Raw genomic sequence first — 23,600 nt, forward strand, 5'->3', positions numbered from 1 at the left:
GATGAAGCAGGAGAAAACCCAGGTTGTCATCGTGGGCGGCGGCCCCAACGGGATCACGGCCGCTCATTACATGGGGCTGTACGGCATCGACTGCATCGTCCTTGAGTTGGCTGACGGCGTCCTGCCGTATCCGCGTGCGGTGGGCATGGATGACGAGGCCCTGCGTGTGTTGCAGGGCATCGGCATCGCCGAACTGGCCGCGCGCGACATGATCTGCAACGTGCCCTTGCGTTACTACAATGCGCGAGGCGTGTGTTTTGCCGAGGTCAAGCCGAGCACGGCAAACTATGGCTGGCCGATGCGCAACATCTTCATGCAACAGTTGCTGGAAACGACGTTGCGCGAGCAGTTGGGCAAGCACGCCAGTGTCGAGTTGCGCCAGGGCCATGAAATGCTCGATCTGGAGCAGGATGCCGAGGGCGTGACCTTGCAGGTGCGCGATGCCCAGGGCGAGCTCTATCAATTGCAGGCGCAGTACGTGATCGGCGCCGATGGTGGACGTTCCAGCGTGCGCAAGAAACTCGGCATCGAGCTGCTGGGGCTGACCCATCCGCGCAAATGGGTGGTGATCGACACGGCCAACGATACCCTGGATGCACCGTATACCGCCCTGCATGCCGACCCTCAGCGACCTTTCGTCTGCATCTACTTGCCGTATCAGCAGCGGCGCTGGGAGTTCATGCTCCTGGAGGGCGAAGACGAGACCCGGATGTGCGAAGAGACGACGATCCGGGACTTGATCCGTGGGCATATCGGCGATGCGGTCGATCAACTGGAAATCATCCGGATCCGCGCCTACACCCATAACTCTCGGGTCGCGGCGCGCTTTGTCCAGGGCCGTGTGGCCTTGGTGGGGGATGCGGCGCATATTTCCCCGCCCTGGGCCGGGCAGGGGCTCAATTCGGGCCTGCGTGATGTCGCCAACGTCACCTGGAAACTCGCCGCGATCCTTCAAGGGCGAGCGTCGCCGACGATTCTTGCCAGTTACGACCAGGAGCGCCGTGGGCACGCGACCGATCTCATCGCGTTGGCCGACAACATGGGCGCGGTGCTGGGGCTGACCAACCCGTTGATGGCCGGTGTGCGGGACTGGTTGTTCCAGGCCGTCAACAGCGTCGACAACCTTCGCTCGCACTTGCTGGAATTCAAGTTCAAACCCAAGGCGACCATCACCAAAGGCCTGGTGCATCACGAGCGTGCCGAGCTGCATGAGGATGATCTGGTCGGGCAGTTGTTCATCCAGCCGTCTGTCGAGGACGCCCAGGGTCAGCGCCGGCGCCTGGACGATGTACTGGGGCATTCCTATGCGGTGCTGGGGTATCGGGTCAATCCGAGCGAACAGCTCAGCGAGCAAACCGCCGCCTGGTGGGCGCGCTGGGAGACGCGCTTCATCCAGATCAATCGCTCGCGCAGTGGCGTGGGGCGTAATCAACCCTTGTCCGCCAGCGGCGCCATTTGCGTCGAGGACATCGATAATCGCTTGGGCGAATGGTTTGCCAAGGTGCGTGACTGCGTTGTGGTGGTGCGGCCAGATCGGTTCGTTGCCGCGATCACCACACCCGAGCGGCTCGAAGGCGTTTTGCGCAAACTGGCGGAGCAACTCTCATGAAGCGTGAGGATGATTTCCTGATCCGGCTCCACGATGCTGCGCAGGTCGTACACGCCTTGCCTTCGTTGGAACCTCAGGCCCTCGACCTGTCGGCGGGCTATACCTTGCAACGCGAGGCGCTGCGCCGGCGCCAGGCCGCTGGTGAGCGGTTGACCGGGTGGAAAGTGGCCTTCGCCGGCCGCGCCGCCCAGGACCGTTTCGGTATTGATGAACCGGTATTGGGCGCGCTGACCGATGCCATGGCTGTGGAACCCGGCAGCACGGTGCCCCTGGCACGGCTGATCCAGCCCAAGCTGGAGATCGAGCTGGCGTTTGTCCTGGGGCGCACGCTGGTGCCAGATTTCTACAGTGACGAGGACATCCTCGCCGCCATTTCCGAGGTCGCGCCGGCATTCGAAATTGCCGATTGTCGCTGGCAGGGCTGGCGTTTCGGTGTCGGAGCGTTTCTTGCCGACAATGCCGCCGCGGGGCTGTATTGCCTCGGGGCCAGGGTGGGGTTCGATCCGGATCGACTGCCCGAAGTGAACTATCGCCTGGTGCATGACGGCGGGTCCTGCGGTGAAGGTAACGTCCTGGCGCGCGAGGACACACCTCTGGCGAATCTGTGTTGGCTGGTCCGGCGGTTGCTGGCCGACGGGCAGCGCGTTGAAGCGGGGCAGGTGGTGCTGTCCGGGGCGTTGTTGGCGCCGATGGACGTCAGGGCAGGCGAATATCGTTTGCACATGCTTGGCACGGAACTGGCTTTGGTTTTCCGACAATAAGAACGGTTCACGAGTCCGTGGCGAGGGAGCTTGCTCCCGCTGGGCTACGCAGCAGACCTGTTTTGTGAGCGCTTCGCGCTCAAGCGGGAGCAAGCTCCCTCGCCACAGGTTTATCGACCTCTTTGGATATCAGCACCAGGGTTAAGCACAGCACCACCGAGGAACAATGATCATGTTCGCCGAAGTCCGTACCTTCAATGATCCTCAGCAACATGCCGGTTCGATCCTGGGCTGGCAACAGGTCTATGACCAACTCGGGCGTGGCTGCCTTTCCAGCGAGCTGCGGCAGGTGTGCGCCGATCGCTTCCAGATCTTCCAGGAGGTGCTGGATAAACGTGTAGTGCAGCGCGGTTGCGCGCCAAAAGGGCGTTTGTGCATTGCCATGTCGCTGGGCGGCGCGCCGGTGGTCCAGGGGCACCAGGTGGGCGCCCACAGTGTCGTGCTATTGCGCGATGGCGAGGACTTCGTCTTGCACGCCCCGGAGGGCATGCACTTCTTTGCGGCCAATGTCGACACGGTGCGGTTCGCCAAGCTGGCGGCCTACGAACTGTCGAGCGAACAGCTCAAGCGCCTGCAAAGCGTGTCCCAGGTCAGCGTGGATGAGGCGGTGCTGCGCCGCGTGCAGCAAAGGATCCACCCACTGTTTCGTCAGCTTCTGGAACAGGCGGACGCGGTCAATCCGGCCTCGGAAAAAATCCTCGAGGACGTGCTGCTCAACGCCTTTCTCGACTTGTTCAGTCACGCTTCGGACGAGGTGCGTGGCCGGCGCGGCAATTTTGCCGTCAGTGCCTATCTGGTCAAGCGTTGCCAGGAGCTGGTCGTCACCAGCGCAGAGGTGCCCTTGAGCATCCTCGACTTGTGCGAGCAATTGCGGGTGAGTCGCAGGACCCTGCAGAACAGTTTCCAGGCGGTCACCGGGATGCGTCCGGTGGAGTACCTGCGCAACCTGCGGCTCAATGCCGTGCGCCGGCGTTTGATCACGACCCGTGCGGCGGCATTGAACGTCAGTGAAATCGCCGTGGCGATGGGGTTTTTCCACCTGAGTCATTTTGCGGCCCATTACCGGGCGCTGTTTGGCGAGTCACCCTCAGATACACCCAGGGCACCTGCATGATGGGCTGCCGCCTGCGGTGTTACCGAAGCGTCATCCTGCACACATAAAGGGCAGCCACTGAGCTGTTTGGTAGCACAGGTGTGCGGCCAAGCCTATGGCAGGGCTTTAAGGCTGGCAGTGGTTTTCCTCTGAAAATTCCTTCAAATCAAACACTTGCACGATTATTCGTGAGCTTGGCACGCATTCTGCTTTTTTGAATCCATGGATAATTGGATACAAAAATTCAAAAGGTGCTGCCATGCAATTTGCCCCGACTTACGCTGAACGTCCGCCGATGACTGCCGAGGAAGAGGCCTACAACTTCCTGCTCGATGCCATTTGTGGCGGTCGGTTACGCAAGGGCGACCGGCTGATTGCCGAGGACATCGCCAACGAAATCGGCATGAGCCGGATGCCGGTGCGCGAAGCCTTTCGCCGTCTGGATGCCCAGGGGCTGGTGACCCTGCGACCCAATCGCGGGGCGATTGTCAGCGGCCTGGACATCGATGAGTTGCACGAAGTCTTCGAGATGCGCAGCGCCCTGGAAGGCCTGGCAGTCCGTGTCGCGACAGCCAGAATTGGCGAGCGCCAGTTGGCTGCCTTGGAGCGACTGCTGGACGAGATGGACGATTACCGCGAGGAAAGCGCCGAGTGGGTCAGCCGCCATCGCGCGTTCCATGAGTACCTGTGCAGCCTCAGCGGTCGTCCGCGATTGCTCAAGCAGATCAGCGCGCTCTATTCCCTGATCGAAGCGCCCATGCGCCTGTGGCTGCAGCATGTGGAAAAGCCCCTGAGTGCGCGCCAGGAGCACATGCTGATCCTCGATGCCCTGCGTGCGGGCGACGCCGACAAGGCCGAGGCGGTGGTGCGTGCGCACATCGAAGGCACCGTCCCTGAATTGATCGAGTTCCTGCAATCGAAAAAATAACGAGAGCGGGCTCCGAGCCTGCCCGTGTTCTGACTTTGAGTACTGCCCGTTACTTACTGAACTGGAGTGTCTGGTCATGCATAAGCCTCGCCTGTTGGTTGCCGCTTTATCCTTGGGTTTCTGTGCACAGTGGGCGGTTGCCGCGCCCGTTGTCCCGGAGCGTTTGCTCAAGGTCGATAAACTCGTCTACTGCTCGGGCATGGATTCGCCGCCGCTGGTGTCCTTCGATGAGGCGCAGAAACCCAAGGGACTGACCGTGGACCTGGGGCTGGAAATCGCCAAGCGCCTGGGCGACAAGAAGGTGGAATGGCGGGTCATTCCCTTTTCCGGGCTGCTCCCCGCGTTGCTGGCTCGACAGTGCGACATGATCGTCGACCAACTGTTTGACAAGCCCGAGCGCCGCGAGGTGATCGACATCGTCAACTACATGTATTCCAGCCAGGCGGTGGTGGTGCCCAAGGGCAATCCAAAGGGCCTCAAGACGCTGGCGGATCTCTCCGCAGACAAGGTCGCGGTACTTAACGGTTCCACCATCAAGACCCTGCTCGACGCCGAGAGCGAGACCCTGGCCAAGGCCGGCAAGCCGCCTATGAAACTGGTGGTCTACAACTCCGACACCGATGCCTTCCAGGCTCTGCGCATCAGCCAGGTCGACGCCTACGGCACCACCGTGGAAACCGCCGGTTATTACGCCGCCATGGCGCCCGATCTGTTCGAGGAGGGCGTGCCAGCCTTCAGCCGGATTCTCACCGGCCTGGGCATTCGCAAGGACGACCCGCAACTGACCGCCGCCGTGCAGCAGGTCATCGGCGATATGCGCAGCGACGGCAGCTACAGCCAACTGCTGGGCAAATGGCATGTCGCCAGTGACACGCTTGATTGAGGTGAACCACCGATGAATTTCAATTGGGATGTGTTCTGGCAGTACCTGTTGCAGCCCAGTGGGGTGTACCTCACCGGGCTCTGGCTGACCTGCCTGATCAGTGTGCTGGCGATGCTGCTGGGCTGTGCCCTCGGGCTGGCCGCCGCGCTGTTGCGGTTGTCGAGGAACCCGTTGCTGCATTTGCCAGTGCGCTTTTACGTGTGGCTGATGCGCGGCACGCCGTTGCTGGTGCAGATCGTCTTTCTCTATACCGCGCTGGCCGCTGGCGGGATTTTCCGCTTCGAAGACATCGACCTCTTTGGGCTGGTAATCCCTGGCAATATCCAGGCGGCGATCATTGCCCTGGGTCTCAACGAGGGGGCCTACATGGCCGAGATCATCCGCGCCGGCATCGGTGCGGTGGACAAGGGCCAATACGAGGCCGGGCGCTCGCTGGGCATGACCTTCGCCAAACTGATGCGCCGCATTGTCCTGCCCCAGGCGTTCCGGGTCATCGTGCCGCCGCTGGGCAACGAGTTCAACGTGATGCTCAAGAACACCACGCTGGTCAGCGTGATCGGTGTACAGGAATTGTTGCTCAGTACCCAGATGGTCACGTCGGCGACGTTCCGGGTGTTCGAACTGTATCTGGTGGTGGCGATCTACTTCCTGTTGCTGACCACGCTGTGGGGCTTTTTCCAGCGCTGGCTGGAAGCCCGTTTCGGTCAGTCGGACCGGCCCTCGTCACCGCCGCCGGCTTCGACGCGGATGTTCGGTCGCAGCACCCTGAACCTGCTGAGGGCACGTTAACCATGGCGCATAAAAGCGAAGAGCTGATTATCGAGGCGCTGGATGTCCACAAGTCCTTCGGCGAGCTGCAGATTCTCAAGGGCATCTCCCTGCAAGTGCGGCGCGGCGAAGTGGTGGTGCTGATCGGCGCTTCGGGCTCCGGCAAGACCACCTTCATCCGTTGCATCAACCTGCTGGAGGACATCCAGGGCGGGCGGATCCGCGTCAACGGTCGGGCCATGGGCTATCGCGAGCGGGCCGATGGCAGCCTGGTGCGTGAGTCGGAGCGCAACATCGCCCGTCAACGGCGGGACATCGGCATGGTCTTCCAGCGCTTCAACCTGTTTCCTCACATGACGGCCCTGGAGAACATCATCGAGGCGCCGATCCAGGTGCTTGGCGTGACTCGCACCGCAGCGCTGGAGCAGGCCCGCGGCCTGCTGGAGCGGGTCGGCCTGGCGGACAAGGCCGATCACTACCCGTCGATGCTTTCCGGCGGCCAGCAACAGCGGGTGGCGATCGCCCGGGCCTTGGCGATGAAACCCCAGGCCATGCTGTTCGACGAACCCACCAGCGCCCTCGACCCGGAGACTGTCGGCGAGGTGTTGCAAGTGATGAAGGAGTTGGCCGAGGAGGGGATGACCATGGTCGTGGTGACCCATGAAATGGGCTTTGCCCGGGAAGTGGCCGACCGTGTGGTGGTCCTGGATCAGGGCGAGCTCATCGAGCAGGGGCCGCCGGAGCAGATTTTCTGTCACCCCATTCATCCTCGTACCCGGGCTTTTCTCAGTCGCGTGTTATGACTTTTCCCGGCCACTGAATTCCTGTATCGAAGAGCCTCCGCCATGCTGAAATTTTCTGCCCACCAATACCCTTATCCGTCGCAACGCCAGAGCGTTTTCGCCCGTCGGGGCATGGTCGCCGCGTCCCAGCCCCTGGCTGCCCAGGCGGGCATCGAGATCATGCAAAAGGGCGGCAATGCCATCGACGCCGCCATCGCCACGGCAGCCACACTGACGGTGGTCGAACCCACCGGTTGTGGCATTGGCGGTGACGCCTTCGCGCTGGTCTGGTGCAAGGGCCAGTTGCACGGCCTCAACGGCAACGGCCATGCGCCGGCCGCCTTGAGCATAGAGGCGGTCAAGGCCGCCGGCCACGGGCAGATGCCGCTCTATGGCTGGACACCGGTGACCGTCCCGGGCTGCCCGTCGGCCTGGGCCGAGTTGTCCCGACGCTTTGGCAAGCTGCCCTTTGCCGAGCTGCTGCAACCGGCGATCAGCCTGGCGCGGGAGGGCTTTGCGCTGTCGCCGGTGGTTGCCCATCAATGGCAGGTTGCGGTGAACGAGTTCACGCCCCATCGGGATGCCGTCCTCGAGGCCTGGTTCGATACTTTCCTGATCGATGGCCAGGCACCACAGGCCGGGGAGGTTTTTCGCAACCCGGCCCAGGCGCGCACCCTTCAGGAATTGGCCGATACCCGCTGTGAGAGCCTGTATCGCGGCGCGTTGGCCGAGCGCCTGGACGCCCATTCCCGGGCCAGCGGCGGCTATCTGCGGGCCTCGGACCTCAAGGATTATCGTGCCCAATGGGTGGACCCCATCCACGTCAATTACCGAGGCGTGGATGTCTGGGAAATCCCGCCAAGCGGGCAGGGCCTGGTGGCCTTGATGGCGTTGAAGATTCTGGAAGGTTTCGACTTCGATCACCGTGACAGCCAACAGACCTGGCATCGCCAACTGGAAGCGATGAAGCTGGCCTACAGCGACGGCCTGCACTACATCACCGATCCTTTGCACATGCGCGTGGCGGTGGCTGACCTGCTCAGCGATGACTACAGTGCCCACCGTCGTCGACAGATCGGCGAACAGGCCCAACCGCCCGCGCCCGGCGACCCCCACGCCAGCGGCACGGTGTACCTGGCGACCGCGGATGGGGAGGGCAATATGGTCTCGTTCATCCAGAGCAACTACCACGGGTTTGGCTCCGGTGTGGTGCTGCCCGACAGCGGTATCGCCTTGCAGAATCGAGGGCAGGAATTCAGCCTCGATTCGACCCACGCCAACTGCCTGGCCCCAGGCAAGAAGACCTTCCATACCATCATTCCCGGTTTCCTCACCCGCAATGGCGAGGCCCTCGGTCCCTTCGGCGTGATGGGCGGCTACATGCAGCCCCAGGGGCATGTGCAGATGGTCATGAACCTGGTGGATTTCGGCCTGAACCCGCAAGCGGCGCTGGATGCACCGCGCTGGCAATGGCTGGGGGGAATGAAGGTCGGGATCGAGCACGGGGCCTCACGGGACCTGGCCAATGCCTTGGTTCGACGGGGGCATGAGGTTCAGATCGCCAGCGACCTGACCGACTATGGCCGCGGCCAGATCATCCTGCGCGACCCGGTCAGCGGGGTGCTGTGTGGTGGTACCGAACCCCGGGCGGATTCGCATATTGCTGTTTGGTAAGGGTTGTCACAGACGATCAGTCGGCACGGGCGTCGGTCAGTGCCTGCCTGATCGCCTGCGCCAGATCCAGCAGCACCGCTGCATAACGCTCTTCCACTTCCTGCGCTGTTGCAACGGTCGCCAGACTGATGTTCAGCGCATGGCTCCGATAGGCCGGGTGGCCGAGCGGGGTGGCAATCGCCATGACCTCCGGCTGCCATGAGGCCACGCAGTACCCGGTCGCCCATACATGCCTCACCGCATCGTCGATCTCCTGGATCAGTTGACTGGCGCGGGACTCGCATCGACGAGAGCCGAACAGTTCCAGCAATGGCCGGCGTTGTCCTTCTTCAAGCCCCGATAGATAAGCCCGGCCCAGGGACGTCACGTCCATGGGCAAGCGCTGCCCGGCGAGCACGTTGCGCGGCGACTTGCGCTTGCCCAAGCGAATCGACTCCAGGTAGATCATCTCGTCGCCATCGGCGGCGGCGAGGCTGACGTTGACCTGATGTTCGCGAGCCACTTGCAACATCAGCGGCGTGGCGACCTGCAACAGCGTACTGGCGTGGTACATCGAATGCGCCAGCCCAAGCAGGGAGGGCGCCAGTCGGTAGGTGCCCGTTGTCGGGTCGTAATCCAGGAAGCCGGCGTGAACCAGAGTCTGGGTCAACCGACTCACGGTGGATTTCGACAAACCGGCGATCTCGCTCAGATCACCATTGGTCAGCGATTCGGTACCCGGCCGAAACGCCCTCAGCAAATCGAGGCCGCGCTCAAGGGATCGGTTGAGCGGCGCCTTGCCTTGCCCGGGAATGTTTGCCGAAGCAAGGCCAGTGTCACCCTGTTCCAACAGGTGGAACGGTCGCGTTGTCATCAGGTTCGCTCTCCCGCAGATTGAATCCAAGCTTGGCTCAGCGCCGGGCAGTCAATCAACCGAATAATAAAAGAGGCACCGTATGACCAATCCTGAGCTATTGTCTTGCCCGGTCGAACTGTCTGTTGTCGAAGGCATCGCCACCCTGACCCTCAATCGTCCTCAAGCGCGCAACGCAATCAGCGACGACATGCGCTCGTTGTTGATCGAGCATCTGGAGCACATTGCGTCTGATAATTCGATCAAGGCGTTGATCGTGACTGGCTCCGGCAAGGGCTTCTGCGCCGGTGGCGACATCAAGGGTATGCAAGCACGCATGAGCGCTCCGATCGGTTCCGTGGCGTTCAATGGCTGGAAACGCCAGCAACGGGTTCATCATGCGGTGTCGCTGCTGCACAACCTGCCCAAGCCGACCATCGCCGCAGTGAATGGCGCCGCGACGGGCCTGGGCTGCGACATGGCGTTGAGCTGCGATTTCATCGTGGCCTCCGAGCACGCCAGCTTTGCGATGAGCTATATCGCTCGCGGCCTGATCCCGGATGGCGGCGGCTTGTATTTCCTGCCCCGTCGTGTCGGCCTGCCCAAGGCCAAGGAACTGATCTTCAGCGGACGCACGGTGGCGCCGGTGGAGGCCCAGCGGATCGGCATGATCGATCGCGTCGTCGAGCACGATCATCTGTTACCGGCGGCCCACGATTGGGCGTTGCAACTCGCGGGGGGATCCGCCACGGCCCTGGCGTTGAGCAAGTCGATCCTGAACAACACCTTCGAGCTCACCCAGAGCCAGATCTTTGCCATGGGCAGCCAGGCCCAGGGCATTTGCTACACCTCCAGCGAGCATCAGGAATCGGTTGCCGCCTTCCTTGCCCGCAAGGCCGAGCGGAGCTGAACCATGAACCAGATTGCACGCCTTCTCAGTCCCGCCAGCGTCGCCGTCATCGGCGCCTCGGGCGATGCTCGCAAAACTTCGGGCCGGCCCATCGCGTTCCTGCGCAAGCACGGTTTCCAGGGGCGCTTGTATCCCGTCAATCCACGTTATGAAGACATCGATGGGCTGCGCTGCTACCCCAGCATTGCCGAGCTGCCGGAAGTGCCGGACGTGGCGATCATTCTCCTCGGGCCGGCGCGCGCCAACCAGGCCGTCGCCGAGCTGGCGGCATTGGGTTGCCCCGCCGCGATTGTGTTGGCCGGTGGTTATGGTGAAACCGGTACTGCGGGTGCATTGCGCCAGGACGAACTGAAAGCGGCCCGTGGGTCGATGAGGATCCTGGGCCCGAATACCATCGGCCTGGTCAACCTGACCGAGCGGATCACGCTGTCGGCCAGCGGTGCGTTGGACATGGACGAGCTGCTGGCCGGCCGTGTAGCCGTGGTATCGCAAAGTGGCGGGATCCTGGGCGCGCTGCTGTCTCGTGGCGTCGCTGCCGGCATCGGTTTTTCCAAGCTGATCTCCACCAGCAACGAGGTCGACCTGGATGTCGCCGACTTCGTCGATTACCTGGCCGACGATCCCGCGACCTCGGTGATTGCCCTTTATCTGGAGGGCTTGCGCGACAGTGAAAAGTTTTCCCGTGCGGCGCGCAAGGCTCGCGATGCCGGCAAGCCTGTGGTGGTCTTCAAAGTGGGACGCTCCCAAGCAGGTGCCCATGCGGCAGCCTCCCACACGGGGGCCATGGCCGGCTCCGATGCACTGTATAGCGCCTACTTCCGTCAGCTTGGGGTGATTCGGGCCGAGACGTTTGCCGACCTGCTGGACATTCCCTTTGCCTTGGCCAGTGGCAGGGTCATGCGTGGCCGACGGGTCGCCATTCTGACCTCGACCGGTGGCGCGGGCACCTTGATCGCCGACAGCCTGGGCGTCAGTGGTTTCGAAACCCCTACGCCCGGCGCGCAGACCGCGGCGAAACTGCGTGACCTGGATATTGGCGACCAGGCGGTCCTGGACCGTAACCCGATCGACTTGACCTTGGCGGGGCTGCAGCCGGAGTTGATGCGCGCGGCCATTGGCATCCTGCTCGACAGTCCGGATTTCGATGCGGTGATCAGCGTCGTGGGCTCTTCCGGTGTTGCCCAGCCCCACCTGATGGCCGATGCCATTCGCGACAGCCTGGCCAGCTCCGATAAACCGGTGCTGGCGTACATCAGCCCCCATGCTCCGGCTGCGGCTCAACGTATCAATGGCTCGGGTGGCGTGGCGTTCAGCGCGCCGGAAAGTTGTGCCAGCGCACTGAAGGCATTGGCGGCGCAGGCCACATGGAGCGAGCCATCTCCTGAGCCAGGCAGTGCGCAGCCCCGGCCTGAGGTTGTCCAGGACCTGCCAAGTGGCCCGCTCGATGAAGAGCGCAGCAAGCGCTTGTACGCCAGCTTCGGCATCCCGGTGACGCGGGAGCGGGTGGTTGGTGATGGGGAACAAGCCGCTCAGGCCGCGCAGGAACTGGGCGGTCACGTCGCCCTCAAGGTTCTTTCCGAGCAGATCCCGCACAAGAGCGAAGTGGGTGGCGTGGCCTTGCATCTGGACGCCGGAAATATCGGCGCGCGGCTGGATCGCATGCGCGTCGAGGTCTGCGGCCATGTGGGGTTCGAGCCGCCAACCTTTCTCGTCCAGGAAATGGTCACGGGCGGGCAGGAACTCATTCTCGGTTTTCACCGCGACCCGCAACTGGGCCCGGCGCTCCTGCTTGGAATGGGCGGGGTGACGGCGGAGTTGTTCCAGGACACCACCTTGCACTTGCTTCCGGTAAACCTCGAACAAGCCCGGCAGATGCTGCGCGAGCTGCGCACTTACCCGTTGCTGGACGGCTATCGCGGGATGCCCAAGGCCGACATCGAAGCCGCCGCGCACTGCATCGTCGCGTTCTCGGACATGGCCATGCAGTTGGGCGAGCGCCTGATTGAAGCCGAGATCAATCCGTTGCTGGTGCGTCCTGCCGGAAGCGGGGTGATGGCCTTGGACGGCTTGACGATCATGGCGTAAGGGAGGGCTGTTCCATTCTGTGGAACAGCTGTCTTTACCCTGGAAATCACGCTCGCATAATCAAAGAACGCTCATTTAAGACTCATAAAAACAAGCAGGTCTCTATGAACAGCCCCCATATTGCCATTCAGTCGCGCAGTTCCCCGATCAGCGCCACGGCGACCGCTCCGACGGTGGTTTCTTTCCGTGACGTGTCCAAGTCTTTCACGGTGAAAGGCGTCGCCAAGCAGGCGTCCCACAGCATCAACGTCGATATCCAGCAAGGTCAGTTGGTGACCATCATCGGCCCCTCCGGCTGCGGCAAGTCGACCTTGCTCAACATGGTCGCCGGGCTGTTTTGCCCCACCACCGGCGAGGTGCTGTACCGAGGCGAGGCCGTACACGGCGTCAACGGCCGCACCGGCTACATGACCCAGAGCGATCATCTCCTGCCGTGGCGGGATGTGGCCGGCAACATCGCCGTGCCCTTGGAAATCCAGGGCGTACCCAAGGCCAAGCGTGAAGCGCGTATCCGCGAGTTGCTGACCCTCGTTGGCCTCGATGGGCATGAAAAGGCCTACCCGAGCCAGCTCTCCGGTGGCATGCGCAAGCGCGCCGCCCTTGCTCGCTTGCTGGCCTATGACCCGGAGACGCTGCTGATGGACGAGCCGTTTGCCGCGTTGGATGCGCAACTGCGGATCCGCATGCAGACCGAGCTGTTCAAGCTCAGCCGCCAGCTCAAGAAAACCGTGTTGTTCGTCACCCATGACCTGGACGAAGCCGTGGCCCTGGGTGATCGCTGCCTGGTCTTCTCCGGTCGGCCGGGCACGATTGTCCGCGATGTGCCCATTCCCTTGGGGGATGACCGCAACATCATCCAGCTGCGCAAGAACCCGCGTTACCACCAACTCTGTGGCGACCTCTGGGAAATCATCACGCCGGATCACGACGCCTAAAGGCCCAGTCTTGGAGAACCCTGCACATGAATATCTTTCTCGGTCGTCTCGCCATCTTCGCTGCGATTTTTTTGTCCTGGCAGTTCGCTTCCGGTCCCTTAGTGGACCCGTTCTTCGTCAGCTCACCATTGGAAATCGGCCGGCGCTTCATTGAACTGGTCGCCAGTGGCCGACTGTTCGCCCACGGTTGGATCACCGTCGTGGAAACCTTGGTGGGCTTTTTCTTCGGTGCCTTGGCAGGTATCACGGTGGGCTTGATCCTGGGGCGCAACGCGCTGCTCGCCAAGCTGCTGGACCCCATCCTGACGTCCATCTACAGCCTGCCCAAAGTCGCCCTCGCGCCGCTGTTCATCATGTGGTTCGGGATCGGCATCGAAATGAAGATCATCCTGACCGCCACCATCGTGTTCTTCCTGGTGTTCCTCAACACCTACAGCGGCGTCCGTGCGGTGGAGCGCGAGCAATTGGAAATCCTGCGCCTGATGGGCGCCAAGGAGCACCACCTGATCACCAAGGTCGTACTGCCATCGGCCATCCAGTGGGTGTTCACCGGCCTAAAGCTGTCGGTGCCCTATGCCCTGATCGGCGCCATCGTCGGTGAAATCATGGCCGCCAACCGCGGCCTGGGCTACCTGTTGCAGGACGCGGCGGGGCAATTGGACACGGCCGGCGTATTCGCCGCGCTGATCGCCATCATCACCTTGGCGCTGCTGCTCCAGGCGGCGGTTCGCGCGTTGGAGACATACCTGATGCCGTGGAAGAAAGAACAGGACGAGCGAGAAATGTCGGTCTGAGCAAAACCATCACAACAACAAAAACAGAGGGTCGCATCATGTCTATCAAAGGTTTTATTTCTGCTTTAGGACTCAGCGTCGTACTCAGTGCGGTCTCGTTCCAGGCGCAAGCTGCCGAAAGCGTAAAAGTCGCCTTGGGGACGGAAGGTTTCGTGCACATGCCGCTGTTCGTCGCACTCGACGGCGGCTTATTCGAAAAGCACGGCCTGGATGTCGAACTGGTGAAATTCAAGGGTGGTGGTGCGGCGGCTTCGGGGCTCGTCAGCCGTTCGGTGGAGTTCTGCTCATGCGCCACCCAGAATGCGATCAACGCCAAGATCAAGGGTGCCGACATCACGCTGTTGGGGCGCATGGTTGGTCAATACGCCAGCAACGTCGTCATTCGCCAAGAGGTGGCCGATCGGCTCGGCCTGGATGCCAATTCCACCGTCGAGCAACGCCTGGCCGCTTTCAAGGGCCTGCGCCTGGCGGTGAGCGGGGCTGGCGGCAGCGCCGATTTTCTGGTGCGTTTCCTCGGCCAGCAGGCTCACCTGCAGTCGGAAAAAGACTTCACGCTGCTTTACCTCAATAACGGCGCGGCCATGCTGGCGGCGTTCGCCCAAGGCAAGATCGATGGCTTTGCCCTGTCATCGCCGGCATCAGATAGTGCGGTCATTGATCACAAAGGCTTCACCCTGCTGGACATGTCCGAGGGCATGGTCGCCGAGCTGGATGGCTACCCCTCGATCGCCCTCAGTGCTCGCCGGCAATGGGCCGAGGACAACCCGGCCATCGTGAAAGCCTTCCTGGCCGCCCTGGGTGATGCCACTCAGATGATCAACGAACAACCGCAGCAAGCCATGAAAGCCGTGCGCAGTCGCTTCGACGGCGTGAATGACAAGGTCTATGCCGCCGCCTGGGAAAGCAATCGCAAGTCGTTCCCGAAAACCCCGTACCTGACGGATACCGACGTGGAGCGGGCGATCAAGTTCCTGGGCGCGGTCCAGAACGAAAAAATCCCGGGCAAGGCCCAGGACTATCTGACCCAGGTGCGCTGAAGCGCGTTTGAATTCCATTTGGCCGGCGCGTCAAGGAGCACATTGGCCGCGCTCGGCTTCTTCTCGGTAAGCAGTCATGAAATCAATAAAAACAATGCCGCTCTGCGCGGCAGGGGTTGGCTTTGCCGTGTATCTGCCGATGGCAGGCGCCGAAGGTTTTTTCGAGGACAGCAAGGCTTCCATGGAAATGCGCAATTTCTATATGAGCCGGGATTTTCGCGAGGGCTCGGGCCAGTCAAAACGCCAGGAGTGGGCCCAGGGTTTTATCCTGCGCTATGAGTCCGGTTTTACCCCTGGCGTCGTCGGGTTCGGTGTCGATGCGATCGGCATGCTGGGCATCAAGCTCGATTCCGGACCAGGACGTTCCGGCACCGGCCTGCTGCCTGTCCAGGACGATGGGGATGTCCCCGACAGTTATTCCAAGGCCGGCGGGACCCTCAAGGTCAAGGTCTCGGAGAGCCAGTTGCGGGTCGGGACCTTGCTGCCGAAATGGCCGACCTTGGCCGCCAACAACGGTCGTTTGTTGCCGCAGACCTTTGAAGGTGCCCAGGTGCAGGTCAACGAATGGAAGCCCCTTGAACTCACCGCGGCACAGATCCAGGGCACGGTGTACAGGGATCAGTCGGGCTCTACCGGTCTTGAGCTGAACAACAAGAACCGACGTTTCAGCGGCCCCCTCGATGGCGGCGATTTCAACCTTCTCGGCGGGACCTTTCACGCCAGTGAGACGACCGACCTGATTGCCCAGTACGCCGTCTTCGAAGACGTCTACAAGCAGCGCTTCCTGGGCCTGACCGACCGCAGGAAAGGCGACTGGGGCGCCTTCACCAGCGATGTGCGCTTTTTCGACAGTGACAGCGACGGCCAGGCACGAGGCGGGCGCATCGACAACCGCGCCTTCAGCGCCTTGGGCACTTACAAGCTGAAAGGCCATTCGTTTGGGCTGGGCTACCAGAAGATGTCCGGGGACTCCGCGTTTCCCTACGTGGCCGGCACCGATCCTTACCTGGTGAACTTCGTCCAGGTGGGCGACTTTGCCGAGAAGGACGAGCGCTCCTGGCAGGCACGCTATGACTTCGACCTCGCCAGCGTCGGCGTGCCGGGCTTGAGTTTCATGACCCGCTATGTGCGCGGCAGCCGGGCCGATGTGACGGGCGCGGATGCCGACGGTGAACGCGAGCTCGACGTCGAACTGCAATACGTGGTGCAGAACGGTTCGATGAAAGGCATGAGCATGCGGGTGCGCAGCGCCACCTATCGAGCGGACTTCGCCCGGGACGCTGACGATGTTCGCGTGATCGTCAGCTACCCACTGTCGCTTCTGTAATCCAAGCCATTCAACGGGAGGTAACCGATGCACGCCACTGTAGTGCTCCAACGTGAAGGTGATGTCGGCCAGGTCATCATCGACAATCCACCGGTCAATGCCCTGTCGCAGGAGGTTCGGGAGCAGTTGCTCGAAAGGCTGCAGGAAGCGTTGGCCGACAGCGCCATCAAAGCGATTGTCATTGCATGCCAGGGCCGGACGTTCGTCGCTGGCGCCGATATCAAGGAGTTTGACTTGCCCCTGCAGGCACCTCATCTGCCTGACGTGTTGGTTGCGATTGAACAGGCGTCGAAACCCGTCGTTGCGGCGCTGCATGGCTCGGCGTTCGGTGGTGGGCTCGAACTGGCCTTGGCCTGCCATTACCGAGTGGCCGCACCTGATGCGCAGTTCGCCTTGCCGGAAGTCAGCCTGGGCCTGATACCCGGAGCGGGGGGCACGCAGCGCTTGCCACGGTTGTGCGGTATGCAGGTGGCGCTGGCGATGGTGCTGGAGGGCGAGCGTATCGGTGCGGTACAGGCGTTGTCGATCGGCTTGTTGAATGGGTTGAGCGACGCCTCGGTACTGGTGTGTGCCAGCGACTTCGCCAGGAAGGTCATGGACAAGCCCATCCCGCGGGTCTGCGACCTGTCGGTCGCGTCATTCGACCCGCAGCTTATCCACGAACGCGCCCAGGCGATCATTCGCAAGGCAGCGGGCCAGGAAGCGCCCAGCATTGCCCTGCAAGCACTGCAAGGTGCCTCGCAGCTGACCTTCGCCGAAGGGATGGCGAACGAGCGTGAGCGCTTCATCGCTCGCCGCCATAGCGAGCAGGCCAAGGCGTTGCGGCACGTGTTCTTTGCCGAGCGGGACCTGGCCTCCAGGTGTCGTGCATTGGCCAGGCAAGCTCCCACGCGCGCCGTCGAAGTGGTAGCCGTGATTGGCGCGGGCACCATGGGCAGCGGCATTGCGCTGTGCCTGGCCAACGCCGGCATCGCTACACGCCTGATCGACACGCAACCCGAAGCCCTGGAGCGTGGTCGCGCGACCATCGACCGCTACTTCACCAGCGCCGTGGAAAAAGGTCGGCTGGATACCGACGAAGCCGCCCGACGTGCCAGCCTGATCGAGTTCGACTCAAGCATTGAAGGCGTCGCCAGCGCCGATCTGATTATCGAAGCCGTGTTCGAGGACCTCGCCGTCAAGCAGGCCGTGTTCAGGCAACTGGACCGCTTCGCCAAGCCGGGTGCCATCCTCGCGACGAATACCTCGTACCTCGATATCGAGGCCATTGCTGCCGTGACCACCCGCCCGGGCGATGTCGTCGGCATGCACTTCTTCAGCCCGGCGCACGTCATGAAGCTGCTTGAGGTGGTCAGGACGCCGCAGGTCCAACCTGATGTCCTGGCAACGGTGCTGCAATTGGGTGGCCGACTGGGCAAGACCGCTGTCGCGGTGGGCAATTGCTATGGTTTTGTCGGCAACCGGCTATTGGCCGTTCGCGAGCGCGAGGCGGGTTTCCTGCTGGAGGAGGGGGCGGCTCCAGAGGATGTGGACCGGGTCATCCGGCAGTTCGGTTTCCCCATGGGCCCCTTCGAACTGCGTGACCTGGCGGGCGTGGATATCGCTTGGCGAAACCGCCAGGGTCGGGCCGATCTACTGAGTGCATCGGAGCGCCGTTGCAACTGGATCGAACAGCTCCACGAGGCAGGGCGTCTCGGACAGAAAACGGCGGCCGGTTTCTATCGATACGAGGAAGGCCAGCGCCGGGGCCTGCCGGACCCGTATGTGGCCAGGATGCTCGTGGCCCATCGACAGAACCGTGGCATCGAGCCGCGTGCAATTGACGATGAGGAAATTCTCAACAGGTGCCTGTTCGCCATGATCAATGAGGCCGCGCACCTGCTTGAGCAAGGTATCGTGGACAGCCCCAATGACATCGACCTCGTCTGGATTCACGGCTATGGCTTCCCCCGTTACCGGGGCGGGCTTCTTTACCATGCCGACCGAATTGGCTTGCCTGGGATCGTCGAGGCACTTTCCGGCTGGGCGGCCTTACTTCCCGAGCGAGGCCTGCGGGTGGCTCCGCTGCTTCGGACAATGGCAGCGCAGGAGGCGTCGTTCATTCGGCCATGAGGCGAATGAGGTCACGCTTCATTGCTCGAGCATCAACGTGCGCCAGACGATCACTGGCGCAACGAAGTCTTGCTCCTCCTTGTCTTCCTCCAAGGGGGCCGGGGCCGAAGGGGTCACCTCTGTTGCTGGATCCTGGTCGCTGTCTGGGGTGGATACGGTTTCACTCATCGGCCATTCCTGAGCGGACTTTGATGACGACCTTGCCTTTGGAGCGTCCTTGCTCGACGTAGCTCAAGGCATCGGCTGTCGCCTCGAAGGGGAAGGATCGGTCAAGCACCGGCTTGATACTGCCGGACTCGACGAGCGTGGTGATTTCACGCAGTTGAGAACCGCTGGCACGCATGAACACGAAGGCGTAGCTCACACCTTTTTGGCGGGCCTTGCGGCGTATACCGCTGCTCAACAGGCCCATGATCAGTCTCAGCACCCAGGAAAATCCCTGGGCCCGGGCGAACTGTGGGGTGGGTGGTCCTGAGATGGAGATGAGCTGGCCGCCAGGTTTCAGGATCTTCAGCGATTTCTCCAGCTCATCGGCGCCCAGGCTGTTCAACACGACGTCATAGTCCTGCAGAACGTTGGCGAAATCCTGTTGCTTGTAATCGATGACAACGTCCGCGCCCAGGGCTTTGACCCACGGCACATTGGCGGTGCTGGTAGTGGTCGCAACGAAGGCGCCGAGGTGCTTGGCAAGCTGGATGGCGAGGGTGCCGACGCCACCTGAGCCGGCCTGGATGAAGACCTTTTGGCCTTTCTTCAATCGGGCGGTTTCAACCAGTACCTGCCAGGCGGTCAGGGCGACCAAGGGCAGGGCGGCGGCTTCTTCCATGCTGATGTTTGCCGGTTTCACGGCCAGGGCATTTTCGTTCACTGAAATCTGCTCGGCGAAGGTGCCGATATGCCCATCCGGGGCGCGGGCATAGACTTCATCGCCCGCCTTGAATTGCTCGACACGGGATCCCACGCGGACCACGACCCCCGCCAAGTCATGACCCAATGCCAAGGGAAATGAGTAGGGCAGGATCAGTTTGAATTCGCCTTTGCTGATCTTTGAATCCAGCAGATTGACGCTGGCGGCCTGCACGCGGACCAGAACGTCATGGTCACCCACGTCAGGGGCCGGTAGCTCGCCGATACGGCCACTGTGCTTGCCGTAGCGGTCGATTAAAAATGCCTTCATGGTGCTTTGCTCTCATAAGGGATGCGGCGCAGTGATCGCCCGGCCCGGCATCCGGAAATACCGGCGCTGTCCTTCGCGCCGGCGCCCGCTAAACAATGATCACGCCGGGTCTTGATAGCGTTCGGCAACATGGGACTGCCGGATTTGCCCGAGCAGGCCTTGACGCGCGGCCTGCAAGGCATCCCAGCGTGCTTCTTCATGCAAGGGCGGGATGGTCACCGGCTCGCGACGATCAAAACCGACCAGCGCGGCATCGACCAGGTCACCGACTTCCATGACTTCATTCAGGGTGTTGATATCGATGCCCGCGCGTTCCCAGATCTCGGTACGGGTGGCCGCTGGCAGGACGGCTTGTACGTAGACGCCTTTCGGAGACAGCTCCAGGCTGAGTCCCTGGGAGAGAAACAGCACGAACGCCTTGGTCGCGCCGTAGACCGACATACCGAACTCCGGTGCCAGGCCAACGACGGAGCCGATGTTGATGATCGCGCCGTCACCCGCTTTGACCAGGCGTGGGGCGATGGCGCTGGCCAGCCGGACCAGCGCGGTGGTATTGAGCGACACCAGGTGCGCGACACTGTCGGTCGACTGTTCGATGAAGGTCCCGGATTGGGCGGCGCCGGCGTTATTGACCAGGATGCCGATGTTGGCGTCATCGCGCAGCCGGGCTTCGACGGTTGTCAGGTCGCCGATCTGGGTCAGGTCGGCCTGGAGAATATCGACGGCAACGTTGTGTTCGCTGCGCAGCTTGGCGGCCAGCGCTTCCAGGCGCGCGCTGTCGCGGGCCACCAGGACGAGATCGTGTCCACGTTGCGCAAAGCGCTGGGCATAGACAGCGCCAATACCGGTGGAGGCGCCAGTGATGAGAACAGTTGTGCGAGTGTCCATGGAGATTCTCTTCTTCAAGGTATTGATGAGCGAGTCGCGCGCTGTTGTTCAGGCGCGCGGTCGGGTCTGGCCAGTGTTACTGCGTGCTGGATTCAGCGAGCGTTGGATAATCGATGTAGCCCGTCGCACCACCACCGTAGAGGGTAGCGGGATTGAAAGCCGACAAAGGCGAACCGGTTCTGAGCCGCTCCACCAGGTCCGGATTGCCGATGAACGGCCGGCCGAAGGCGATCAGGTCAGCCTTGTCCTCGGCGAGTCGTGAGGTGGCCAGGTCCAGGTCGTAGCCGTTGTTGGCGATGTAGGTTTTTTTGAAGCGCTGGCGCAAGGCACCAAAGTCGAAGGGCGCAACGTCGCGCGGCCCACCGGTCGCGCCTTCGACCACGTGCAGGTAAACGATGTCGAGGGCGTTGAGCTGGTCGACCAGGTAGTCGAACTGGGCCTGTGGCGCGCTGCTGGACACACCATTGGCCGGCGAGACCGGCGAGATGCGCAGGCCGGTGCGGTTGGCGCCGACTTCGTCCACCACTGCCGCGGTCACTTCCAGCAGCAGGCGAGCACGATTTTCAATCGAGCCGCCGTAGGCATCGGTGCGCAAGTTGGCGCCGTCCTTGATGAACTGGTCCAGCAGATAGCCGTTCGCGCCGTGGATCTCTACGCCGTCAAATCCCGCGGCGATGGCGTTCGCCGCCGCCTGGCGAAAATCGTTGACGATCCTGGGCAACTCGCTGATGTCCAGCGCTCGCGGTTCGGAAACGTCCTCGAAACTATTGTTGACGAAGACCTTGGTCGCCGGACGCAGAGCGGAGGGGGCCACCGGCGCCGCACCATTCGCTTGCAGGTCGACGTGGGAAACGCGGCCGACATGCCACAGTTGCAGGAAAATCCGCCCACCTTTGGCATGCACGGCCTCGGTGACCGTGCGCCAGCCGTCGATCTGTGCCTGGGTGTAGATCCCGGGTGTGTCCTGATAGCCCTGTCCTTGCTGGGAAATCTGTGAAGCCTCGGAGATCAGCAGGCCTGCCGACGCTCTCTGGCTGTAGTAAGTGGCAGCGAACTCGCTCGGTACAAAGCCTTGCCCCGCACGGTTACGTGTCAGCGGCGCCAGGACCACTCGGTTGGAAAGCGTGAGATCACCCAACGTGTAGGGCGTGAACAGGATCTGGTCGGTCATGACGTCTTGTTTCCGTAGGTTTGGATAAAGGGAGCGCGTGCAGCCTGGCGAGGTGAGCGCGACTTTTCATTAGGATGATGACCGAAATCTAAACTGTCAACGAATTTGATTATGTTCGACATCTATGTATGATGTGAGCATGATTTTCGAGCAGCACGAGGGAGTGAAAAATGAGGGTGACCAAGGCCCAGGCCCAGGCAAATCGGGAGCACATCGTCGAGACGGCCTCTGTCTTGTTTCGCGAGCGAGGCTTTGACGGCGTAGGTGTGGCGGACCTGATGGCGGCCGCCGGCTTCACCCATGGCGGGTTCTACAAGCATTTCGGCTCCAAGGCCGACTTGATGGCCGAAGCGGCAGCTAGCAGCCTTGCGCAGTCGCTGACCGACAATGCGGGCATCGACGTGGCTGATTTCGTCGATCTTTACGTGTCCAGGGATCACCGTGACGGCCGGGGTGGTGGTTGCACCATGGCGGCACTGTGTGGCGACGCTGCCCGTCAATCGCCCGAACTGAAGGCTACCTTTGCCAACGGTATCGAAAACACGCTGGCCGCGCTCGAAAGCCGGTACGAGGCCGGGCAAGACGCGCCGCAGGAAGCGATCAGGGCAAAAATGCTCGACATGTTGGCGCATGCCGTCGGTGCGATCATGTTGTCGCGTGCCTGCCCGGACGATTCCGCGCTGGCCGATGAAATCCTCGAGGTATGCCGCGCCCGGATCATCGCGGCGCTGCCGCCGTCGCCCGCGAAGCAGCCTTGAGGGCAGGGCGCCGGATGCCGATTGGCGTTATAGCGACGCCCTGACCACCAGCGGGCAATCCACCGGCTGGGCACCCGATACCTCGAGGTTCTCGATCAGGTGCCGGGCCGCCTGGCGACCGATCTCGTAGTACGGCAGTTGTACCGTGGTCAGTGGCGGGATGAACAGTTCGGCGATGCCGATCATGTTGTCATAGCCGAGCACCGCGACATCGTCGGGAATTTTCAGGCCGCGCCCCAGCAACAGCTGATAGGCGCAAAAGGCGATGCGGTCGTTGCCGCAGACCAGGATGTCGAATTGCGGACGGCCGTCAACGATATGCCGGTCGAGAATGGCGGCGGTTTCACCGTAGGCGTCGTGATCGGAAAGGTCGTACTGCAGGAGTGCTTCAGGTGCCAGCCCGACGGCCTGGCAGGCGCGTTGCAGGCCTTGCTGGCGCAGGCCCCAGGCAAGACTCTTCCTCGGCAAATTGATACACAGCGGGCGCCGATAGCCTTGGTTCAACGCATGCTGCATGGCTCGATGCTGCCCGGCTTCATCATCCGGCACATAACTGACCAGGTGGCTGTCATCGGCCAGGCAATTGGCGAGCACCAGCGGCTTGCTCTTGAGTCGCTCGGGAATGCTCACCTGGCGCAATCCCATGGCACTGAAGATCAACCCGTCGGGGCGGTGCGACAGCATCAGGTCGATGTTCTGGTCGGTGGGCGGGTTGCTCAACAGGTTGAGGATGAAGACGTTCCAGCCTGCCTGCTGCGCGGTCTGTTCGATGGACAGCAGCAACTCGACGGCGAACGGCGTGGTCGCGGTGTCCAGTGCGAACACACCAATGGTGCGCGCCTGCAGGTTGTCGCCGCGCATCCTGCGCGCCGACAGGCTCGGTACGAATTGCAGTTCCTCAATGGCGCGACGTACCCGCTGAAGGGTTTCGGGGCTCAGTTTTTCCGGCGTGTTGAGCGCGCGCGAAACCGTCATCAGGGATACGCCGGCCAGCTGTGCAACGTCTTTCACGGAAGTCATGCGAAGTGCGGCCAGTCAGGTTGACGCAGAATCATGACACAGGCCCTGGGCTTCTC

Annotated in this window: 22 protein-coding genes; 16 read left to right on the forward strand and 6 right to left on the reverse strand. The window is 62.2% G+C overall.

Annotated elements, in window-relative coordinates; all coding sequences use genetic code 11:
* Position 1 precedes the first annotated feature (1 nt).
* The 8 genes from KI235_RS12835 to KI235_RS12870 all read left to right on the forward strand — a co-directional run bounded on the left by KI235_RS12835 (position 2) and on the right by KI235_RS12870 (position 8,498).
* Positions 2 to 1,609, forward strand: a complete 1,608-nt coding sequence (locus tag KI235_RS12835) for a bifunctional 3-(3-hydroxy-phenyl)propionate/3-hydroxycinnamic acid hydroxylase (RefSeq protein WP_028236535.1) — start codon at positions 2 to 4, stop codon at positions 1,607 to 1,609.
* On the forward strand, positions 1,606 to 2,370 hold the full coding sequence (locus KI235_RS12840) for a 2-keto-4-pentenoate hydratase (RefSeq protein WP_013693047.1): 765 nt from the start codon (positions 1,606 to 1,608) through the stop codon (positions 2,368 to 2,370). Before KI235_RS12835 ends, KI235_RS12840 begins: the two co-directional genes overlap by 4 nt.
* Positions 2,371 to 2,542: 172 nt before the next feature.
* Positions 2,543 to 3,484, forward strand: coding sequence for a helix-turn-helix domain-containing protein (locus KI235_RS12845; protein ID WP_003200808.1), 942 nt, complete (start codon positions 2,543 to 2,545; stop codon positions 3,482 to 3,484).
* A gap of 238 nt (positions 3,485 to 3,722) precedes the next feature.
* Positions 3,723 to 4,391 carry a GntR family transcriptional regulator gene (locus KI235_RS12850; protein ID WP_003200810.1) on the forward strand — a complete coding sequence of 223 codons (669 nt, stop codon included), beginning with the start codon at positions 3,723 to 3,725 and terminating at the stop codon, positions 4,389 to 4,391.
* A gap of 76 nt (positions 4,392 to 4,467) precedes the next feature.
* The gene (locus KI235_RS12855; protein ID WP_003200812.1) at positions 4,468 to 5,274 is read left to right on the forward strand and encodes an ABC transporter substrate-binding protein; all 807 of its coding nucleotides are present in this window, start codon (positions 4,468 to 4,470) and stop codon (positions 5,272 to 5,274) included.
* A 12-nt stretch (positions 5,275 to 5,286) separates the two neighbouring features.
* The gene (locus KI235_RS12860; RefSeq protein ID WP_003200814.1) at positions 5,287 to 6,063 is read left to right on the forward strand and encodes an amino acid ABC transporter permease; all 777 of its coding nucleotides are present in this window, start codon (positions 5,287 to 5,289) and stop codon (positions 6,061 to 6,063) included.
* Between the two features lie 2 nt (positions 6,064 to 6,065).
* Entirely contained in the window at positions 6,066 to 6,845 is a 780-nt protein-coding gene (locus KI235_RS12865; protein ID WP_003200817.1) for an amino acid ABC transporter ATP-binding protein, read from the forward strand.
* A gap of 42 nt (positions 6,846 to 6,887) precedes the next feature.
* A complete protein-coding gene (locus KI235_RS12870; RefSeq protein ID WP_100264161.1) occupies positions 6,888 to 8,498 on the forward strand; it encodes a gamma-glutamyltransferase family protein in 1,611 nt (536 codons plus the stop codon).
* Positions 8,499 to 8,514: 16 nt separating this feature from the next.
* On the opposite strand, the gene KI235_RS12875 is transcribed toward KI235_RS12870, so the two are convergent.
* Positions 8,515 to 9,351 carry an IclR family transcriptional regulator gene (locus KI235_RS12875; RefSeq protein WP_039011656.1) on the reverse strand — a complete coding sequence of 279 codons (837 nt, stop codon included), beginning with the start codon at positions 9,349 to 9,351 and terminating at the stop codon, positions 8,515 to 8,517.
* Between the two features lie 82 nt (positions 9,352 to 9,433).
* Between KI235_RS12875 and KI235_RS12880 the strand changes: the two genes are divergently transcribed.
* The 7 genes from KI235_RS12880 to KI235_RS12910 all read left to right on the forward strand — a co-directional run bounded on the left by KI235_RS12880 (position 9,434) and on the right by KI235_RS12910 (position 18,530).
* On the forward strand, positions 9,434 to 10,240 hold the full coding sequence (locus KI235_RS12880) for an enoyl-CoA hydratase/isomerase family protein (RefSeq protein WP_212795773.1): 807 nt from the start codon (positions 9,434 to 9,436) through the stop codon (positions 10,238 to 10,240).
* 3 nt (positions 10,241 to 10,243) lie between these two features.
* Positions 10,244 to 12,325, forward strand: a complete 2,082-nt coding sequence (locus KI235_RS12885; protein WP_212795774.1) for an acetate--CoA ligase family protein — start codon at positions 10,244 to 10,246, stop codon at positions 12,323 to 12,325.
* 104 nt (positions 12,326 to 12,429) lie between these two features.
* Positions 12,430 to 13,260 carry an ABC transporter ATP-binding protein gene (locus tag KI235_RS12890; RefSeq protein ID WP_043042833.1) on the forward strand — a complete coding sequence of 277 codons (831 nt, stop codon included), beginning with the start codon at positions 12,430 to 12,432 and terminating at the stop codon, positions 13,258 to 13,260.
* A 26-nt stretch (positions 13,261 to 13,286) separates the two neighbouring features.
* Complete coding sequence (locus KI235_RS12895; RefSeq protein WP_039011660.1) at positions 13,287 to 14,054, forward strand: ABC transporter permease; 768 nt, start codon at positions 13,287 to 13,289, stop codon at positions 14,052 to 14,054.
* 38 nt (positions 14,055 to 14,092) lie between these two features.
* On the forward strand, positions 14,093 to 15,091 hold the full coding sequence (locus tag KI235_RS12900) for an ABC transporter substrate-binding protein (RefSeq protein WP_212795775.1): 999 nt from the start codon (positions 14,093 to 14,095) through the stop codon (positions 15,089 to 15,091).
* A gap of 76 nt (positions 15,092 to 15,167) precedes the next feature.
* Positions 15,168 to 16,418, forward strand: coding sequence for an OprD family porin (locus tag KI235_RS12905; protein ID WP_043042832.1), 1,251 nt, complete (start codon positions 15,168 to 15,170; stop codon positions 16,416 to 16,418).
* 27 nt (positions 16,419 to 16,445) lie between these two features.
* Positions 16,446 to 18,530, forward strand: a complete 2,085-nt coding sequence (locus tag KI235_RS12910) for a 3-hydroxyacyl-CoA dehydrogenase NAD-binding domain-containing protein (RefSeq protein WP_052239516.1) — start codon at positions 16,446 to 16,448, stop codon at positions 18,528 to 18,530.
* Positions 18,531 to 18,548: 18 nt separating this feature from the next.
* On the opposite strand, the gene KI235_RS12915 is transcribed toward KI235_RS12910, so the two are convergent.
* The 4 genes from KI235_RS12915 to KI235_RS12930 form a co-directional block, all read right to left on the reverse strand.
* A complete protein-coding gene (locus tag KI235_RS12915) occupies positions 18,549 to 18,698 on the reverse strand; it encodes a hypothetical protein (RefSeq protein ID WP_156334293.1) in 150 nt (49 codons plus the stop codon).
* A complete protein-coding gene (locus KI235_RS12920; protein WP_043042830.1) occupies positions 18,691 to 19,707 on the reverse strand; it encodes an NADP-dependent oxidoreductase in 1,017 nt (338 codons plus the stop codon). Before KI235_RS12920 ends, KI235_RS12915 begins: the two co-directional genes overlap by 8 nt.
* A gap of 99 nt (positions 19,708 to 19,806) precedes the next feature.
* Positions 19,807 to 20,595: an SDR family oxidoreductase gene (locus tag KI235_RS12925; RefSeq protein ID WP_003200827.1), complete on the reverse strand. Its 789-nt coding sequence runs from the start codon at positions 20,593 to 20,595 to the stop codon at positions 19,807 to 19,809.
* 76 nt (positions 20,596 to 20,671) lie between these two features.
* A complete protein-coding gene (locus KI235_RS12930; RefSeq protein WP_212795776.1) occupies positions 20,672 to 21,766 on the reverse strand; it encodes an alkene reductase in 1,095 nt (364 codons plus the stop codon).
* A gap of 170 nt (positions 21,767 to 21,936) precedes the next feature.
* Here KI235_RS12930 and KI235_RS12935 point away from each other — a divergent pair, with 170 nt between their 5' ends.
* Complete coding sequence (locus tag KI235_RS12935; protein WP_003200831.1) at positions 21,937 to 22,524, forward strand: TetR family transcriptional regulator; 588 nt, start codon at positions 21,937 to 21,939, stop codon at positions 22,522 to 22,524.
* A 27-nt stretch (positions 22,525 to 22,551) separates the two neighbouring features.
* On the opposite strand, the gene KI235_RS12940 is transcribed toward KI235_RS12935, so the two are convergent.
* The gene (locus KI235_RS12940; RefSeq protein ID WP_003200833.1) at positions 22,552 to 23,544 is read right to left on the reverse strand and encodes a LacI family DNA-binding transcriptional regulator; all 993 of its coding nucleotides are present in this window, start codon (positions 23,542 to 23,544) and stop codon (positions 22,552 to 22,554) included.
* Between the last annotated feature and the right edge of the window lie 56 nt (positions 23,545 to 23,600).

The sequence above is a fragment of the Pseudomonas sp. St386 genome, assembly GCF_018325865.1.
Taxonomy (GTDB): Bacteria; Pseudomonadota; Gammaproteobacteria; order Pseudomonadales; family Pseudomonadaceae; genus Aquipseudomonas; species Aquipseudomonas brassicacearum.